Below are 20,028 nucleotides of genomic sequence, written 5' to 3'. Positions count from 1 at the left end.
TTCTATATCAAAGCTATGTGCTGTAAGTTCAATATGGAAAACACATTAACCACTTAGCATTTAATGTCTACTTCATCCATTTTAGTATTAAGACTATCAAACTTGCTACTGGTTTCCCTAATTATTTTGGCTACCCTCACTTTAAATTTTCCACTACTTGGCATATTATAGCTCCACCCCTTATATTATAACTCACCTATTGAGATTACCCCTAAGCTTGGTTACTCCTATCTCAGAAAGAAAAGTTGATACTTTTGAATGGCTGTGAACTGAAGCATTACTTAAATAACTTTGAGGCTCTAAACTCATTTGCTTTGCATCATCAACTTCTAATCTACCATCCCTGTTGTGTAATATCTGCTCTATTGATTGATTTAGCAGACCCTTATTAAATTGAGCTATAAACTTGTCAAATTTCTTCGGACTTAATTTACCAGCTTCTTCATCAGGACATGCTTTCTCTACATACAATTTTAAAATCCCTGAAATTTCATTAAATTTACCACTCATGACTTTTCTAGTAATCTCTTTCTGCATTCCTATATAATCAATATTTAATCGATGCATTGATACACCACTTTTTAATCCAGCTTGCTCTACTACTTTCTCAAATCCCTTTGTAATATTGAGTGCATAACCTCTTGCTTCTAATAAAGGTACAGATTGATCTGCTCCAGATATATATTTTTTACCCGTAAACTTTCTTACAAGCACGTCAAGCAACATTATTGTACCATTTACATCCATTTTTGCATCAACTTGTGAGATTGAACTCTTAGTATTTGACGTTCCCTCAGATTTAGAACTTAATAATCCACTTATTGAGCTTTTTACCCAACCAAATAAATCATTTATCCATGAAGATGGTCTTGTACCATTACTTGTAATATTCTCACTGCGACGATGACGAGTTTGCTGTCTGCGTCTGCTATGTCTATGCTTGTGAGCCATAGGTTGGTCAGATAACATAATAACTTCTGGACTACTTTTTGTATGATTGAAGACATCATTATAGACTTGATCCTTATATTCTTTTTTCACAACATTCACGTCTCTTGCACTACTTATTTCTTCCTGATGCTCTTTCAAGACTACTTCTTTATCAGCAAACTTTATTGATAATGTTCCCATTTTAGGTTCTTCATAAAACTTACTGAGTGTAATACTACATAGGTCATTCTTAGTAATACTAGCATCAAAAGCATTCGTTATCATTAGATCATTACTATTACTACGAACAAACGTATAGTTTCCTCCTTTTCTAGGTGTTATTAATTCTGTATTTTCTTCTACATCTTGACTTGTTACAATAATAACTTCTTTATCCTTTTCAAATACTAAAGGTAATGGTTTTAAACTCCACTCATTGTTATCAAGGTTAATTCTCATAGGAACATTGTCCATAATCACATGAGTCTTGTTATACCAATTAATCCCATCTTTTAATCTCACAGTAAAATACTCATGTTTTATTATTTTATTGACAGGCAAATCTTCAGTTGGCTTTACTTCAGTTACTGTTGCTTTTAATAACAAATCATTTGCAGATTTTAGAACTTGTAATTCAAAACTATTTGAGAACTTACCTTTTGCTTGTTGTACTAAATTTTTCAAGTCAATTGTATCTACTGAACTTTCTACATCAAGGTCATAAATAACCACTTCAGGTAGAGGAATTTCAAACCTTTTAGAATCAATCACATATACATTTTCACCACCATTGCCCACTAAGTGACTCTTTTGTAGTGGATTATTATGTATTACCTCGTAATTTCCACTTCCTATTGCAACAGTTTCATTGCTTAATAGTGATTGTATAAAGAATGACATTCTATTTAGTCGATTTGCTACAACTAAGTAATCCTTTATAATTTCATCAACTGATTTATTAATGTTCTCAAGCATATACAGGTTGCCCCTATTTCCTACTTTTATTTCAGTATTATTACCTAGTCTATAAGAAGGATTAGATGCACCAGAGATTGTTATATTAAATTCCTTGTCTGACATTGGTGAAAAATTGAACGTGATTATATGTGAAGTCTTATTTAGTACATTTATATTTCTCACGTCGACATTTTTTATCTGAGCAGGCTCATACTCAAATGCAAAAGTATTATTTAAGTTCAATGCTTCAGCAGTATAAATGAAATCAACTTTAGCGCTACCAAGTGCATATGGTACAATATAGTGAAAATCTCCTTTCAATGCTCGATTGTATATAACGGTATTAGGCCTTACCACTATTTGCATCTCATAAGCGCAATCCTTGTCATGTATGTTTATGTGATCTACAAATCCTTCACTACCACTTTGGCCATCTACAAACTTAATATCACTAGTATCACTATCGCATGTAATAAACACTTGATCTGCTTTAGCTTTTCTACCTAAGAACTTATTTATTCCACTCATTCCAAAAAAGTTTTTTCGATAATAATCTTCAACCTGTCCTATATGTAATTTTACATCTATAGATTCTTTTTCTGGAGCAAATGATGTAAGATCTAAAGTGTTCACTCCACCTTCTCCATAAAAATATCCTGTTATAGAGCTTCCCTGTAAAATAAATATATCGTCTTTATTACCACCGAAATATCTTTTAGATCCATTATTCACTACAAAGATATTCGGACTATCTATAAATCCTTTTGCATGATCTGTACCTTCTCCCAAGTTAATGAGAGTATGATTCCCTGTTTTAGTAGATAAACCAATTGCATTTTCACATAAATAAGATCCATAACTTGGAACACGTTCATGATTTCCTCGAGGTAAACAAAACAATTCTCCACCACTTGGATTATCTGGCTTTGCTCTGCTCCATTTTATATCAGTTCTTTTTCTATCAAGCTGTACTGTATTGTCTAAATCTACCTCAAACTTGGTTGTACATTCCTCAGCATAACGTGTAACTGTACGTGTTTTTAAACATCTACCTCCCAATCCACCGCTGTCACATATACTTGTTTTATATGATACTTTACGACAAGAATCTACAACCGACTTACCAGTAGGAAAGACATAGCTTTGAATATCACTATGTTGTTTTAAATACTCAAGTCCTTGTTTAACTAATTGATTATAAAGTTGTTTTTCTTCTATTAACTCTTCTATATGTTTTTCAGGTTGCATACCAATAAATGCACGCAACCCTTCAATAAATCTTTCATTTCCCTTAAGATGAATAATCTGGTCAATTTTATCAACTCTTTTTACTGCCATGTAAATATCAGTACCAACAAATACTACAGCGCCAATTGTAGCTCCTATAGGTCCAGTAATAGATGATACTCCTTCTAATACCTCAAAAGCTTCAGCAATTTCTATACCAATCTCTGCAGCATCAACACCTAAGTAAATACTATCTCCTACTACGCCAACCAATGCTTCTTCAGTACCATTTTTAAATGCTTTTACCTGATTTACTAGGTCATAGACAACAAAGGCAGAAGTGCCACGAGCAAGGAAAGGAGATGCTGCTCTTAAAGATCTACCAAGTAATAACTTTCCTTCTGAAGCTAATTTAAGCCCTTTGAGAGATGCAGCTTCAGCAACTTTAGCAAATCCTTGACCACCTGCTATAAAACCAACATTAATTGCTACACCTTGATAATCTCCATTTAAAAAGTCAGCTAATACATTTTTAGCCATCATGCCATGCATAGTCATGCCTGAGATTCTTCCAACTCTACTCAGATGACTCATAACTTTTTGATTACTGATAAGCTTACTCACAAGGCCTTGAGAATTACCTCCAATTTTAACCTCACTTGCTAATTGAATAAGCTGAGAACGTTTTTCCTCTGGTAGATTTTCAAGATAACGAATGAACTTCTTACTATCTATATTAATCTTACTGAGATCTCTTATTTCATCTTTTTCTTCGTTAAACTCATCTACATCTTCCCACGTAAATAAACATTCATTTTCAGCGTTTCTTTTCTTCCTATGACTTGAGCCTGGTAAACATTCTTTTAGAGAGTAACCAACTTGTACAGTTAAATCACGAGCAAGTAGAAAAAAAATATCTTCATGTTTACGTTGATTAGCATAGTATAATGGTCCCCTATCATCTTTATCAGTAATGCGTATATTGGCACCTTTTACCAGTAGAATTTTCACTGCTTCTTCGTGACCATTCATAGCAGCATAGTGTAACGGACTTCTGCCATCTTTTTTATCAGCAATATTTATATTAGCATTATTTTTTAGTAGCACTTCAATTATTTCTTTGTTACCACTCATAGCAGCATAGTGCATAGATGCCTTACCATGACCATCAATAAAATTAACGTTTGCTCCTTGATCAATAAAATTTCGAGTACCACTGGCATCTTTTTCTTTTACAGCCTTAAGTAATCCCTCATCTTTTGCTTTTTGATCATCAACTTGATTCAATACTTTGCTCCCTCCTTGCTGGCTCTGTTGCTGATAATCTGTGGGAATGAGCTTTAAATAATCCTGCCACTTATTGGCTTTTTTTAATTCATTAACTAAATTCTGCCGCTCTTGACTCAGCATATCTATCTGATTGTTTTTAATTTTAACAGGATCTATATCCTCTCCGATTAATGCACAAAGAGCATTAATTGATTTTTCATCCTCAGTAAATGTTAAAGCCTTAGAGATTAGTTCTGTTGGTAAATCATTTGAATCTAATACATTACCAACTATCTCAAGCAAGGGATTACCATGCTCTAAGATATTACGCAAATTAATCTCGGCCAGCAACTTAGAAATTTTATTCAGTGATTTCTTTTGCTTACTTTCTTTCAAAATATTCATTAAATCAATAAGAAGTAATTCTACTAGTGCTCGAAACTTTTTGTCATGCATGTAGCGTAATACTAGTTGATTTTTTGGTGTCTCATTCGTGTTTAATAAAACTTTTTTTAATAGAGTTACCCTATTACTTAAACACTCAAGAAGCTTAGGATCTCGCTTTTCTCCAATAACTAGGTTCAACAGTATTTTTTCTGATTTATTATTCAGTTTAAGTGATGTAACAAATTTTGTGTGATCTTTTCTATCAATAGGAACATTTTCATTTAGCTTCTGTAATAGGCTTTCATAATTACTATGGGAGTCTTTTACTACACTCTGATGACTTATAAAATTTTCTGTATCACTATAACCAGATTTTAATTCCCCTTTACTTTGTTTTTTGATCTCCAATATATTGACTAACCTTTCGTATTCATCTCTTTCCAAGGTAACTTTCTTATTATAATGGCTAATCAATCTTAATTTTGCAGAACCAACCTCTTTTTTTTCAGCGGAAATATTATTTAATACAATATCTTTTTCCTCTTTAGTGACATAGTTATTCTTATTTAGCATATTTTCTAACTCTTTTATTCCTTTAAATTCATCGCTTTCAAGTAATAATACAGTTTTTGGAGGTACACTATGACTATGACCATTTCTATACAACTCTCCCTCTATCATTTCCAAGAGGAGATTAATACTCCTCACCCCTTCTTTGCTAGGGAAACTGTTAATAATGCTATGTTCAAAATAACCTGTATAGTAACTACCTTTTATTTCAAGAGGGTTAGAATCAAAAAAATCAACCTCTTTCACTATAAACTCTAGTAATCTTTTAATAAAGTTCCACTGCGGCTTTAAATCTCCAACTAGCTTCAATTTTTCCCTTATAGGTGATAAGGTTCCTTCCTTATTCTCCAACGTTATGTCACCACCCTTCAATTCCTTCCTGATTTTATTTACATCTTCTTCGTTGGGATAATCCAGTGTACTAATGTTAACTTTTAATTGAAGTAACAAACCTTTAATATGATCCCAATTGTTATTATGATTGTCAATACGTTGTAGTATGTGTTGTATAGTTTTGATATATTGTGTAAACTTACTCATCATAATACCGTTAATACTTTTCCTAGCACTCTCTCTTTTTTTTACCAGCATGTTTTGATTAACCGAGATTAACGTAACTTCTTTCAGAAGTTGCATTGAAAGACCAGTGTGACTCCAAGTGCGCCTGAAAAAACCATCCTGAAACATCTTAAAAAAATAACCATAATTATTTATTATATCTCCTACCATGCTAGAATAAATAAGCACCTCAGGCTTCCGTACTTCTTCAGGCATTTCCTTAATCCTTTCATTTAGAAGATCTATCCCTTTTTGAATTAATGCCTTATCTACTCTCGGTTTATGAATCTTAATAACTTCATTAATTCCTTTTTTTATTTTCTGTAAGTCCTCATGAACTTTATCAAAAATATCACCTTTGTTTTTTTCAATCTCTATCCTTGTGAGTAATTGTCCTTTATCCACATGAGATAACAAATCTCTTAAGCTTTTTAGCTGTCTAATTGTTTCTATAGGTATTTCTACTTGAAGTAACGCTTCTGTAGCAGGTGATAAATGAAGAGATTCATCAGTACTCTTAAGAAATTCTCCAATTACTTGCAAAATTCTCTCAATAATTAACTGACCAAATTCCTTTTCCATTTTTAAGTCTACTGATGATAGTTCTTTCATATAATATAAAATTTTCTTAAGAGAAAAATCATCTCTCATATATGGCAACAGCGTCAAACTGTTCGTTTCCTCATCAGGCATCTTAGTTACTTTTTCTCTGATATTATCTATAATACTAGTCTTCTCAAGCTCATCTTTAAATTTATATAAGCATTTTTGAAAATCTCTTTTTTCGAGATATATTACTGCACTATAACCTAATCTGTCTTGATCAATAGTTGATTTTACACCAACAAAAAAACCTTTATGAAGCCCTATATCTATACTTGTTAATTTTTCTCTTCTCTTAGGTAAGTAAAAGCCCCAACCCTCACTAACGTGATAAATAAAATGGTATAGCTTAGATTCTATTTTTTGATATGACCTACCTGGCATTTTTAACCTTTGCTTTAGCAAGTATAAATTATCTAAAATTAGTAAGGATACGTTAAAATCTAGTTTGCGAAAGTATAATTCATACATTGTGTATAACATGTATTTCGAGTATAATGTGCTTTTATCTAGCAAAAGCTCTTTTATTCCTGCTTCATCTTTAAGTGAAGATTTTCGTAACCTAGCCTCGTCTTCATTTGAATATTTTTCATACACACGGAAAATAGTAAGAATCATGTTTTTTATAGCTTCAATCTCATGTTTTCTAGTGATAGCCTCAGAAGGATCCGTGGTACCAATCTTACTATTAGCTCTTAACTTGCTAAGTTCACTATATAGCTCAATTTGAAAAGAATTAAATTTAATTATACTGTAAATATCAACTAACATTTGTTGAGGTAATCCTTTTCTAATCTCTAATTGTTTCTCATAATCATCACGAGCATTAATTAGTAATTGATTCAATACTTTTAAATTTTCAACTACATGACTTTCATCATATCTTGTTTTATGTCCTAACCAATGAAGGTCACCAGACCAGTAATCGTAAAGCATTTCAAGCAATTTAACATCACCAGAACACATAGCGTGATAGAATGCTGTCTTCTTCATATCAACTTGTTTTATATGGCCTTCACTAGATAAATAATGTAAAATTTGAGATTGATTGAGCAGATAATCAAGCAATTTAGGCTGATTATATTTACATGCTAAAATGATCAAATTGGTATTTCTAATTGGGTTACTGTCATCATTATAAAATGTTTTTATCAATGTCTTATCTTCTATTCCATGTATGAAGCTAATTAATTTACTTAAATTTCTTAATCTATTAATATCTCCTGCTTGTATCGTTTTTTCAAGCTCACTTAAAGTTTGAAGATAAAGATTTTTTCTTTTTTTATAACCAATGTCTTTTACATCTATGTCAACTTTTCCTTGATTATTAATATAATAATACTTCTTCCTCTCTGTATCATAATGAATAATTTTTTCATTTTTAGTATGAAGTTTCTGATACTCATTCTCGAATGATTCCCTAGATGACAGCAGTAAAAATCTATTTAATTCTATATTTTCATGACTATTGGTATTAACTTGTGACACGTAAGATTTTCTTTGATTATCAATGTTTGGCTGATTGGGTTGACTATCAAGGGAAGTTTGTTGACTAGGAATTCCTGGTTGAGAAGAATCAGCTCTATTATTAATAGAATCAACAGGCTGGTAATTATAAGAAGAAGATAGATGATTTTCTTGCTGGATTGCATTTCTTATTTTTGCTTTATTAAGTACTGGTTCAAAATGTGCATTACCTCCGTTTACTACGTGTATAGTATTTTCTTCATTATAATTCATACTATTTACAGGCTTAGAACTTTCACTATCTATGATTTGATCTGTACGTACCTCTTCTCCATCTACATTATGCTTCTCAATAACATGTAGCTTTACTCTATATTTTTTACAAAGTATTCTACCTTCAACTTCAGGATCACCCCATCTATTGCTATTTAGAATATTTCCTGTATAAGAATCTGGAGTTTCCTTACGCACCACACCATTATTATCATGACTGTTAGCAATAGCATTTATGAACCATTCTGGTGGATTATTTTGTGCAAACTCTTTACAATGTTGCCGCAGTTGTTTAACGGTAACTTTTATTCCTAATTGTTGTTCTAGTCCTTGTCTAAACGAATCAAAGAAACAGTTTCCATCTGCAATCGCTTGTCCTACCTTAAAATTCTTTGGTAACTTTAAGTTATCATCTGAACGTTTAAAGCGCTTTAAGCTAGGCCTACTATCAAGTTGCTGCTGTAAATCTTGCTCCTGGCTATATTGAGAAGATCTTTTAACTTGTCTTATACGCTGTTCTTCCTCCAGTGGCTTAACGACCTGTGAATTCACCCCTTCTTTTTTTGAATAATCTATTTGGTGTTCTACCTTCAGCATAAAAACCCCCGCTTGTTTTACATAAAAATCTAACTATATCAAGCTTCTCATATAGTAATTAGTCAAGATCGGCAAAGCAAGTTATAATGCATATTTTGGTATTTTATTTTTAGGCTGCTTTATTTACAGTTTTGGGCTTCCAGTGCTGTGACAAAGCTTGCCCATTTTGTTTTTAGATTTTATTTCTGCTATAAATTTACTCTGATTTTCTTTACGATTTTCGAATGGATTAGCGCTAATTTGACAATATATTTTATTAAGAACTTAAATAATATAGCCATTTCCAGCACCAAAAACCAGCTAGCGTGTTATCTAAGTGGAGAAAGTCACCTCTCCCCACTCGACTTCAAAACCGGACTTGATAGTTTCCCATCATCCGGCTTCTCTCTAATTTGGTATGCATACTTCCATGTAATTGATCGTGGCAGTGCTTATGAAGCAAGGATAGATTTTTCATGTTATTATTGCAATCTTGATGATGTACATGTGTTAAACCTAAACCAAAGATAACAATAATTACATTTACCTTGCTGTAACTTCAGTAATTTTATTACTCGTGATCTGGTAGTTTACTTAAACGATTCCCCCAGTATGGCCAATCTCCATCATACGGAGACCTATTTCCATTTACTTTGATATATCGTTTAATAGCATGATCCCTATGTCTAATAAGATATAGCTTGTTACTTACCATATACCTCCAATTGTCGCTACCATACTTTTTAAAGTATTTTCTTTTGACCCAACACCTTCTTTTGTCATGGTGTCTATAGACAGCCCATTTCCAAAGTTTGTTATGCATAGAGTAGTCTAGTAAGTTAAAGACTTTACTTGAGACTACAGAGGTGTAATATTGGCTCCAACCCCTTATTATTGGATTAAGTTCTTTTATTACAGCTTCTTGTGGTGCTGCTCGCAACTCTTTAAGCTTATGTTTAATAGATAACAAGTGTTGGCTTATAGATTTACGACTTGGTTTAATCAATAACTTGTAACCACTCTTATTTTGACGTGTTTGATAATGCCTTATTGAAAATCCAAGAAAATCAAATCCTGGCTTTTCCCCATTTAGGGATTTTAGTGTATGTGCAATTCTTGTCTTTGATGACTTTAATTCTAATCCGACGGGTTTTAGCCATTTTTCGATTAGAACCTTTGCCTTCAAGACAAGTTCTTCGCTCTCGTGTAAAACCACAAAATCATCGGCGTACGTAATTACACTAACTGAATTTTGTGCCTGTTTGCGAGATACTCTACCATATTTCTTTTTCGCATATTGGAAAAGTTCTTCCTTAAGTTCTTCTTTGATATTTTGTTCTAGTCCATATAGTGCTACACATGCAAGTAATGGAGAAATTGTTCCACCTTGAATTGTGCCACGTTTAGTGGGATTAAACTTTTTATCTTTCATAATGCCTGCTTTCAACCATCCTTTTATAATTCTCTTTAGAGTTGGTGTGGTATTAAGTTTTTCGAGCAGTGCAGAATGTTTAATATTATCAAAGCATCCGGAAATATCAGCATCCAATATAAATGCTGTTTTCTGACCAAGTGCGATAAATATAGCTGCTATTGCATCATGACACGATCTACCAGATCTAAAACCGTAAGTGTTAGGCTCAAACTTTGCTTCCCATTCCGGTTCTAGTGCCATTTTGACAAGTGTTTGCTTTGCTCTATCTGCTATTGTAGAAATACCGAGCGGGCGATACTCCGATGGCCTACCAGATTTTGGGATCCATACCCTTCTTGATGGCTTTGCCTTTTCTCTTATATTTAAAGAATTTGCTAATAGCAATCTTTCCTTTTTATTAAGATTAGACTTTCCATCAATACCTGCAGTCTTTTTCCCTCTGTTATCCTGAGTTACCCTCCTAACAGCGAGCATTCTTGCACTTGTTGATTTTAGTAATAATCTCTGAAGTTTATGCATCTTCTTGATATCATTACATTTAGAAGCTCGGTAAATTCGTTTTTGTAGCTTAAATGAAGATTTCTCCAGCTTACGCCAGGGAGTTTCATTCCATTCATACCTAACATTTTGTTGGCTCATAACATATTCACTACTATTCACAACTTTACCTTCCAAACTACAGTGTTTACGTCTGCATATCCCAAATATTACTTTAGGCATTAGCTTCTTAAACAATCCCTCCACATAGAAGCATTCAGTGGGCCACCTTCTTAGTTATCCTTTTTAAACAAAGGATAATAAGAGCTTCCATGTGGTTACTCCGTTCCATGAAATCGTTTCACGTTAGACTTAGGTTCTTACTATTTGCCGGGAGATTGAAAACATCTTAATTAGACCTTCTCATTCCAATTATTCATTCCTCCGTACCTTTTGGTTTATGCGTATCAACTTTATTTCGCATATCACGAATAACGACAATTCAGACATAAGTTCCTTTCGTAACCATATCTAACTTTCTTAGGGGGATTTATTACAAAGTTTAATATTACCCCTTTTTAATCCATGCTTGCACCCTAGAAAGTCGCCACTTTTCTAAAGTGTGGATTATGCTTTCAACCCGATGTTAGGGCGGATGGAATTTAACCATCACGATTTCATGACTTTCGGGTCGCACGAGAAGAGTTTGTTTTGGGATCTTATGGTCTACCGCTTGTTCTGTGCGAACTTTTTTTATAGTAATTCTATTATACGCTAAAATCATCTATATTGGCTTACTTTAGCTAAATCTACATACGAACTGTTTTGCCTAACCTCATTATAAAGATTTCAAGCTTCTATTTTTACAACCCTACCTTTACGTGGCTTGTTCTCATAAACATATGCACTATTTTTAGTGTTTTGAAAAAGTAAACATTCAAGATTTTTATGACGCTACAGGGTTTAGTATTTTCTATAAATTTTCATTTAATTTATTAATAGATTGACAACTATTACAATATTTGCTAATATAATAATCAATGAGGTATAAAAATGAATTTCAATAAGCATGTTAATGACAATAAATTATTGTTGGTGAAGAAAAGAGTAGATATCAAGAAATTACTAAGCTTTTTGCAAGAGAACAAAAATATCACAGAACTTTCTATCAACCATTGTGGTATTGGTAAAGAAGGAGCAGAGGCTTTAGCTAATAGTGAGAACCTTAAAAATTTTACTACGCTTAATTTAAGAGGGAACAATATTGGTAAAGAAGGAGCAGAGGCTTTAGCTAATAGTGAGAACCTTAAAAATCTTACTACGCTTAATTTAATAGGGAACAATATTGGTAAAGAAGGAGCAGAGGCTTTAGCTAATAGTGAGAACCTTAAAAATCTTACTACGCTTGATTTAGGATGGAACAATATTGATCTTCAAGGTGCAAAAGCATTATTAAAAAGTGATAACTTTCCAAATCTTAAATTGCTTAGTTTTCATTCAGGGAACAAATTTTATAGTGGAAATAAGATAGATCTTTTACAACAGATAGAAAATGATCAATCACGTCGTAGTAAAGCAATAATAACAGGTAGTGTTTGTGGTGTTATAGCTGCACTGACAGTAGGTATTGGATGCGGTGTTATTGGTATTGAATTATCAATATTAGCTATAGCTGGCATAGCTGTAGCAGCTGCGTTAGTAATAGGAGTTATTGCTGGTTGTATTACATATTCAGTATCAAAGCCCAGTGATAAGCTAGATAAACCTGACTTAGAAGTAGCTAACCAACAAGTAAATGGAGTTTCCTAACAAAAGCCCAAGCAGAAGATCTTTTACCTTCCTTCTGTATTTTTTTGTTGAGAAAACTCTATTAAGTTAATAGCTTAAGATAATTTCTAAAAAAGTCATTTCTATGCTTATGATTTTTGGAGTATAATGAGTTTTTCTTCTGCAGTATTACATATCAGCTGAATAGGGGTCATTGGAAGCATTTGGTGTTTCTGTTGGAGCATTTTTTTGCTAGTTTTTTACATAGGTTGAATATATTAAGATTCTTATTATTTTCATTGATATATTTACATTAATTGAGTGTCAGTTTCTATGTGTAATAGTTTAGCTTGATTCCTCCATAGCAGCTTCTTTTGCAATACTTTTAATTTTCTGGCACATCGATCTCCTATTGCTTTTGTAAATTAAGATGCCAGTACGTAGAATTTCTCCAGTTGGTCACTCCATAATATCGGTATTTCCCTCAAATCAACTAGCCTCAAACTCCTTGGCTGCCTCCCATTTACTATATCTTCTTTTATCTTTGGTGCTAAATAATTCAGCCTCAAAATTTGCTGTATACGTCTTGTACCTATATTAATTTTGGCACTCAGCTCCTTCACACTTTCGTATTTTCCCTCTTCTAGTTGCCGTTTCCAGGCATGGGCTCTTACCACTGCTTTCAGTAGCGCATTATTTGTTTTTCCTTCTGGTTCTACTATTGTGCATTTGTTTCCTTTTTTCTTCATTGGTATAAATTTTTCCTCTGATTCAGAATGCACCTCTATTCCATCTTCTTTTACCATTACTCCCTTTATTAACTTTTTCACCACTTCTTTCTGCTTTCCAAAACTTAAATTTTCCCATTTTTCTTCGGTCTTTTCTCTCCAATTTTCATATATCTGCTCCGCTTTCCTCATCACTTCTTTTTCTACTTCTCCTGCTATTACATTTCGGTTTTCTGATTCACAACCTTTTCCCCTTAAATGATTGTTGCATACGTAATATCGATATCTCTTATTCTCCTTTTTTGCATATGTCAGTGTCATATTTACACCGCAGCTCTTGCACTTAATTATTCCCCTAAGCAGCGCTTCCTCATATTTTGCTTTTCTATATGGCTGATTCTTTATCAATTCCTGTGCTTTTTGCCATTTTTCCTCTTTTATTATTGCTTCATGTTTTCCCTCATACTCTTTCTCATAATGCCTTATTTTTCCCATATATATTGGGTTTGTTATTATTCTTCTCACCGTCGCTTTTTTAAAAATATCTGCTTTTGTTCTGTAACCTTGACTATTCAATTCCCTTGCCAGTTCTGCCATTGACTTCAGCTCCAAATATCTTTCAAATATATGCTTCACTGTCTTTGCTTCTTTCTCATTTATTATTAATTCTTTATCTTTTATATCATACCCTAGCGGCACAGTTCCACCCATCCATAATCCTTGTTCTTTTGATGTTGCTATTTTATTTTTTACTCTCTCTACTATCATTTCTCTTTCTAGCTGTGCTGCTCCTGACAACACTGTTTGTACAAACTTTCCCATTGGCGTATTATTGTCAAATATCTGCGTTACTGCTACAAAATTTACTCGATGCCTTCTAAAAAATGATGTTACTTCTATGCTGTCTTTTGTTTCCCTTGATAGCCTATCCAGAGTATATACTACTACACAATCTACTTCTCCTTTTTTTACATCTTCAAATAATTCCTTTATCGCTGGTCTTTCTAAATTCTTTCCTGAATATCCTCCATCGTCGTACTTTTTTGCCAATGCTACCCAGCCTTCTTTGCTCTTTATATATTTTTCACATGCTACCCTTTGCGCATCAAGACTGTTAAACTTTTGTTCTAGTCCATCCTCATTTGATTTTCTTGTATATATCGCGCACCTTACTTCTTTTAGCATTTTATTCTCTTCAATTTTCATTTTTATCACGCATACCGAATAATAAAGGTCCGTTGTAGCTCATTCCCATTATTTTTCCGGCTACTGCTGATAATGATGTGAAAAATTCTTCTCGGTAGATTAAACCCTTATCTGTTACCATTACTGCATGCGTCTCTTCTCCTCTCTCTAATATTAGCTCTGTTCCCTCTACTGGCAGTTTATCGCTACTTATTCTTTTTCCCTTCTCTAGCCGATCTGCCAGATACTCTAGTCTTTTTAATCCTTTTCTTGACATTTTTCCATATACTTTTTCCTGCATTCTATAAGCTAATCTTGGTATCAGATATTTCTTTGAGTATCTAGGCGCTTCTTTTCCATATACCTTCTTCCATATTTTTCTCAGTTCTGATAACGATTTTCTCTCTAATAACAACACTTCCTTTTCTACCATTTTCTTCCTTTTCTCAATCAACTTCCATAACCTTCTACTAATTCTCTCATGATCTCTTCGCTATTTCCCATATATGCCAAATCTATCGGTGTATATCCTTTATCATCTTTCTCATTTACATCTCCCCTGGCTTCTAATATTGCTCTTACGTTCTTTATCTCCCTCATAAATACTGCTCCGTGTAGTGGCGTCCTTCCTATATAATTTCTAGTATTTACATCTGATCCTGCTTTTATTAGCTCCCTTACCGTTTTTTCACAGCTCATCATGCTTGCACAATGTAATGCCGTATATCCTCCATCATTTTTAGCATTTACTTCTCCTCCTCCTTTTATCAGTGCCTTAATATTTTTTACCTTTCCCAGAAATGCTGCTAGGTGTAACGGTGTATCTCCGCTATTATTTTCTATATTTATTTCTGCTCCCCTTTCTATCAGTAACTTGACTACTTTTTCATCAGAGAATTGTGCTGCTAGATGCAATACTGTATCACCACCTTCGTCTTTTTCATTTATTACATAAAATGAATTCTTCTTTAATTTTTCCAATCTCTTATTTAAATTGAACATCTTAGTTACCCCACCCATTTACCACCTTAAGTCTGTCTCATTAATCATTTCATTCACTTGGCTTATTATCTTGCTTGCTAAATTTTGACATTCCTCCTTTATTAGTGATTTGTCTCTCTTCCTTATTTCTTCTATCTCTATTATTTTTAACTCTGGTAAATAACTCCCATTCAACATGTCTGCTATTTCTCCCACTAGCCTCTCTATTCCATAGCACGTCAGTTCTCTACTTTTTGTTACTCCACCTTTTTCTCTCAGAAATTTACTCGCCTTTTCACTCTCTTTGCTATCACATAGACAATGCTTTTCACTTTCCCAGATGTAATACATTGGTGTTGCACCATATTTATTCAGTTGATTAACCTCAGCTCCTGCTTTTACTAGCTCTTTTATTATTTCAACTCCTCCTATTTTGCACGCAGAGTGTAGTGGCGTACATCCACTGACATATTGAGTAGCATTTACTTCTGCTCCCGACCTTAGCAGTACTTTTACATTTTCTAAACTTTTTGCGAATACTGCACAGTGTAGTGGCGTATAACCATCAACTATGTTTTTTAAAATTTTTTGAGTTTAGTCTCATTTGTTCATAATTTTGCATTTTTATTCAATTGAAAAATGTATTTTGGCAACAAAGATCCCAGTTTATACAGAAAGAAATTTATATCAAACAGCAACCACTGCTTAGATTTTATGGTTAACGAATATGTGCTTTAAATGTGTGTAGACGCACATATCCGTTAACCTATTTTCTATGCAGATTTTTTTATTTCATATTAATTGCTTCTTTAAGTCTTGCATTGGCAATTACTATGATTTTTCGCATTAGAGCTGTTATAGCTACCATCTTCTTTTTACCTCTACCAATAAGATTAGAGTAAAAAGCACCAAGTGCAGATTTAGATCTTGCAGCGGCCATAGCAGCTGTAAAAAGCTTTGCACGAACATTGCTTCTACCACCTGTTATCCTTCGGTAACCAATAGTTTTACCGCTTTCTTTTGGATGTGGAGCAACCCCAGCAAGACTTGCAACTTCTTTTTTGTTTAGGTAGCCAAGTTCTGGCATTAGACACACAAAAACTTGAGATAGCTTGAGACCTATTCCTGGCACTGTTCTCAGGATCTTTTGACGCTTTTGTAACTCTGGATTTTTATCAATAATTCTTTGTATGGCATCGTTGAACTCATTTATCTGATTGGTAAAAAAGTCTATTGTTTTTTGGCAACTTTCCTTTATATAGTCGTTTTCAGGTGCTGCAAGCCTACATTTCTCTTGAGTTCTCATTTGCGTAATGTCATCACGACGTTGACAGAGTGCAACTAAGGCAGTTTGTTCTTTTGACATAGGCACAAATAGAGATAGAGCACTATAGCGTTCAAAACCATATTGAGCAAGGGCTTTTGCATCTGATTGATCAGTTTTTGCTAAAGTTCCATGTGATATGATAAAACTTTTTACTTTACGAGTATTAGCTCGATGCACAGCAACATTCATATCAACAAGAGAACGTGCTAAACCAAGCTCATATTTTCCTGTATTTTCTAAAGTTACAAAAGAATTAGGTAGAATATTTGAAAATTCTTGAAACAATTGTTGCCAACCAGCATCATTATTATTGAACTTGATAGTGTTTTTTTGGTTGTACACTGCAGCAACATTTTTGAATTTTCCAATATCAATGCCAATAAAATTTTGATAAGATGCAATCATAATAACCTCGATAGTTTAATTAATTTAAGATTGTAAACGGGTGCACATATATGTCCCACACAACTATTCAAACGTATCGAGGGATAGGGCTAGTGTACCTTGATGGCTACGGTTGTAATACCAATTTTCATTCGGTCGCACACGCCCGTGATAGCCCTATTCCTATAGTGAGTAGGGTTATCTTTCCCTCTTATCTCTTTTATATCACATTTTTAACTTACAATTTTCATAATTGCTTACTTCTTTATATGCTAATCCGATTTTACTTGCTAACTCCGCTTGAGTACACCTTTGCATTAATCTACAATCTTCTATTTTTTGCCCTATTTTGTAGTGTATAGAACTAACATCTCTTACAGAAACAAACATATATACCTTACTTAGAAATAAATTTTCATGCAATTTGATCAGCGGATAAACCAACTATTTGCAAAATAATATCAATAGAAATTCCCCCTTTTACTAGATCTCTTGCAACTTTAATCCTTTCTATCTCTCTCACTTTCTCCTCACAAATCCGTATCCCTTCAAACAAAGATTTTATTAGTGCATTACGTAGTTCTTGGCTCTCAATTTCTTTGTATTCTTTAATCAAATTCGGTAGCTCATTTTCCACTTTACTACCTTCATCTTCCTCTGTTAGTAGATCTGTAATACTAATCGATAATGTTTCTGCTATCTCATATAATTTTCCCAGTGGAGTAGCTACGCGTCCTTGTTCATAGTTGCTTATTTCGTCACGTGTTGTACTCATTTTCTCCGCTAAATCCTTTTGAGTATACTCTCTCACTAGTCTCCATTCCTTTATCTTTTTGCCTATTTGGTAGTAGATAGAACCAACTTTTTCTTCAACACATTCATCAGCAGAGAGACCAATTGTTTTCGAAACAACGTCAACAGAAACTCCTGCTTTAACCAGACTCTTTGCAATTTTTATTTTTTCCGATTTTCTACTACTTTTCTCACTAACTTGGACAAATTTGGTTAGCAAACAAAACATCTTACGTAACTCCTGATCGTTAATCTTTTTATATTCTCTTACTAGATTTAATATTTCTCCTTCCTCATTCTTAAAGCCGATTTTCTCCTTTGATGCAGGAATGAGATCAGTGATACTTACTGACAATGCTTCTGCTATAGCGTACAACCTTTCGATTGAAATTCTACGGTTCCCTTTCTCATATTGCAGTATTACCCAGTACTTTACACCAATTTTCTCAGCTAAATCCTTCTGAGTATAACCTCTCTCTAACCTCCAATTTTTCACTTTTTCCCCTACTTCACAGTCTAGACTTTTTTCCACGAAAACAACCATGCGTATAATATTTTCTACTATAGCTCAATTTTGTTAAGGCTCCAGATATAATGGTAAGAAAAAACCTCTGGAACCTTAAAGTTGACTGTAGACACATTAAAGTTTTCTAAAAGTTTCTTTACTACCTTCACGTATCCTATTTACCCACGGAGACAATACTTCATCATTACTAATCTCTTTTATAGCATATTTTTCATTCCATATGCCACATCTAGTGAAATTACCTCTTTCTACCACTTCCTTAAGCTTCACTCCCCCAAAGAGGCAATTTTTTCCTATTTCTTCGCCTCTTTTTTGTAACTCAGCCCACATTTCCTTGTTTTCTACTCTGACTTGTACTTGATCATATTTTTTTACATCGTGGTACAATATAACATTTAGCTTACCAATGCTTGTAGGAAATTGTAAGATGGAAATGTGATATAAAAGAGATAAGAGAGAAAGATAACCCTGCTCACTAGGAATAGGGTTACCACGGGCGTGTGCGACCGGGAGGAAATTGGTATTACAACCGTTAGAATCAAGGTACACTAGCCCTATCTCTCGATACGTTTGAATAGTTGTTTGGGACATATATATGCACCCGTTTACAATCTTAAATTAACTAAAACTATCGAGGTTTATTATGGTTACATCTTATCAAAATTTTATTGGCATTGACATCGGAAAATTTAAAAATGTCGTTGCAATTCACAAACAGAAAAATGCTGTCGAATTTGACAATAATGCTTCTGGCTGGCAACAATTGTTCCAAGAGTTTTCAGATGTCCTACCTAATTCTTTAGTGACTTTAGAAAATACAGGGAAATATGAGCTTGGCTTATCACATTTTCTTACCGACAAAAATATTGCTGTGCACCGAGCTAATACTCGTAAAGTAAAAAGCTTTATTTTATCTCATGGAACTTTGGCGAAGTCTGATAGATCAGATGCAAGAGCTCTTGCTCAATATGGATGTGAACGCCATAGAACTCTCTCTCTATTTGCACCTACGTCAAAAGAACAATCAACTCTAGCTGCACTTTGTCAACGTCGTGACGACATTACGCAAATGAGAGCTCAGGAAAAGTGTAGACTGGAAGCTCCTGAAAATGACCAGATAAAGGAAAGTTGCCAGAAGACCATTGAATTTTTCAATAGTCAAATAAACGAACTCAATGACACTATGCAAAAAATTATTGATGAAAGCCATGAGCTACAACAACATCAAAAAATCCTTAAAACAGTTCCTGGAATAGGCAAAAAGTTATCACAAGATTTTTTGTGTTTAATGCCAGAGCTTGGTTACTTAAACAGAAGAGAAGTAGCAAGTCTTGCCGGAGTAGCACCTCATCCTAAGGAAAGTGGTAAAGCTATTGGTTATCGAAGGATTATAGGTGGTAGAAGTAACATTCGTTCAAAGCTCTTTACAGCTGCTATGGCTGCAGCAAAGTCCAAATCTGTACTTGGTGCGTTTTATTCTAAGCTTGTTGAAAGTGGTAAGAAGAAGATGGTGGCTATAACAGCTCTAATGCGAAAAATTATAGTAATTGCTAATGCAAGACTTAAAGCAGCGATTATTTCACACAGTAGTAACTGACAATGAATATTG

Annotated in this window: 10 protein-coding genes and 2 pseudogenes; 2 read left to right on the top strand and 10 right to left on the bottom strand. The window is 33.7% G+C overall.

Features of this window, described 5'->3' with window-relative positions; genetic code table 11:
• Positions 1-192 precede the first annotated feature (192 nt).
• Together ONG78_RS04755 and ltrA are read right to left on the bottom strand one after the other, a co-directional pair.
• Positions 193-8,838, bottom strand: a complete 8,646-nt coding sequence (locus ONG78_RS04755) for an ankyrin repeat domain-containing protein (protein ID WP_264377798.1) — start codon at positions 8,836-8,838, stop codon at positions 193-195.
• A gap of 550 nt (positions 8,839-9,388) precedes the next feature.
• The gene (gene ltrA, locus ONG78_RS04750) at positions 9,389-10,972 is read right to left on the bottom strand and encodes a group II intron reverse transcriptase/maturase (RefSeq protein ID WP_264377797.1); all 1,584 of its coding nucleotides are present in this window, start codon (positions 10,970-10,972) and stop codon (positions 9,389-9,391) included.
• Between the two features lie 810 nt (positions 10,973-11,782).
• On the opposite strand from ltrA, the gene ONG78_RS04745 reads away from it, so the two are divergent.
• On the top strand, positions 11,783-12,538 hold the full coding sequence (locus ONG78_RS04745) for a leucine-rich repeat domain-containing protein (protein ID WP_264377796.1): 756 nt from the start codon (positions 11,783-11,785) through the stop codon (positions 12,536-12,538).
• Positions 12,539-12,921: 383 nt separating this feature from the next.
• On the opposite strand, the gene ONG78_RS04740 is transcribed toward ONG78_RS04745, so the two are convergent.
• The 8 genes and pseudogenes from ONG78_RS04740 to ONG78_RS04705 form a co-directional block, all read right to left on the bottom strand.
• On the bottom strand, positions 12,922-14,409 hold the full coding sequence (locus ONG78_RS04740; RefSeq protein WP_264378068.1) for a recombinase family protein: 1,488 nt from the start codon (positions 14,407-14,409) through the stop codon (positions 12,922-12,924).
• A gap of 10 nt (positions 14,410-14,419) precedes the next feature.
• Entirely contained in the window at positions 14,420-14,842 is a 423-nt protein-coding gene (locus ONG78_RS04735; RefSeq protein WP_264377795.1) for a DUF2924 domain-containing protein, read from the bottom strand.
• A gap of 17 nt (positions 14,843-14,859) precedes the next feature.
• A complete protein-coding gene (locus tag ONG78_RS04730) occupies positions 14,860-15,429 on the bottom strand; it encodes an ankyrin repeat domain-containing protein (protein ID WP_264377794.1) in 570 nt (189 codons plus the stop codon).
• A pseudogene (locus tag ONG78_RS04725) lies at positions 15,430-15,957 on the bottom strand (ankyrin repeat domain-containing protein); the annotation flags it as partial.
• Positions 15,958-16,177: 220 nt separating this feature from the next.
• Entirely contained in the window at positions 16,178-17,122 is a 945-nt protein-coding gene (locus ONG78_RS04720) for an IS110 family RNA-guided transposase (protein ID WP_264377456.1), read from the bottom strand.
• Between the two features lie 204 nt (positions 17,123-17,326).
• Complete coding sequence (locus ONG78_RS04715) at positions 17,327-17,491, bottom strand: helix-turn-helix domain-containing protein (protein WP_264377793.1); 165 nt, start codon at positions 17,489-17,491, stop codon at positions 17,327-17,329.
• A 25-nt stretch (positions 17,492-17,516) separates the two neighbouring features.
• Positions 17,517-18,437 carry a WO male-killing family protein Wmk gene (wmk, locus tag ONG78_RS04710; protein ID WP_264377792.1) on the bottom strand — a complete coding sequence of 307 codons (921 nt, stop codon included), beginning with the start codon at positions 18,435-18,437 and terminating at the stop codon, positions 17,517-17,519.
• Between the two features lie 96 nt (positions 18,438-18,533).
• A pseudogene (locus tag ONG78_RS04705) lies at positions 18,534-18,848 on the bottom strand (hypothetical protein); the annotation flags it as partial.
• Positions 18,849-19,062: 214 nt separating this feature from the next.
• Between ONG78_RS04705 and ONG78_RS04700 the strand changes: the two are divergent.
• A complete protein-coding gene (locus ONG78_RS04700) occupies positions 19,063-20,016 on the top strand; it encodes an IS110 family RNA-guided transposase (RefSeq protein ID WP_264377791.1) in 954 nt (317 codons plus the stop codon).
• Positions 20,017-20,028: the final 12 nt, after the last annotated feature.

The organism is Wolbachia endosymbiont (group B) of Philonthus cognatus, from assembly GCF_947179345.1.
In the GTDB taxonomy this organism is placed as follows: domain Bacteria; phylum Pseudomonadota; class Alphaproteobacteria; order Rickettsiales; family Anaplasmataceae; genus Wolbachia.
The sequence above is the reverse complement of the archived record's forward strand: the minus strand, read 5'-3'. Positions and strand labels throughout refer to the sequence as shown.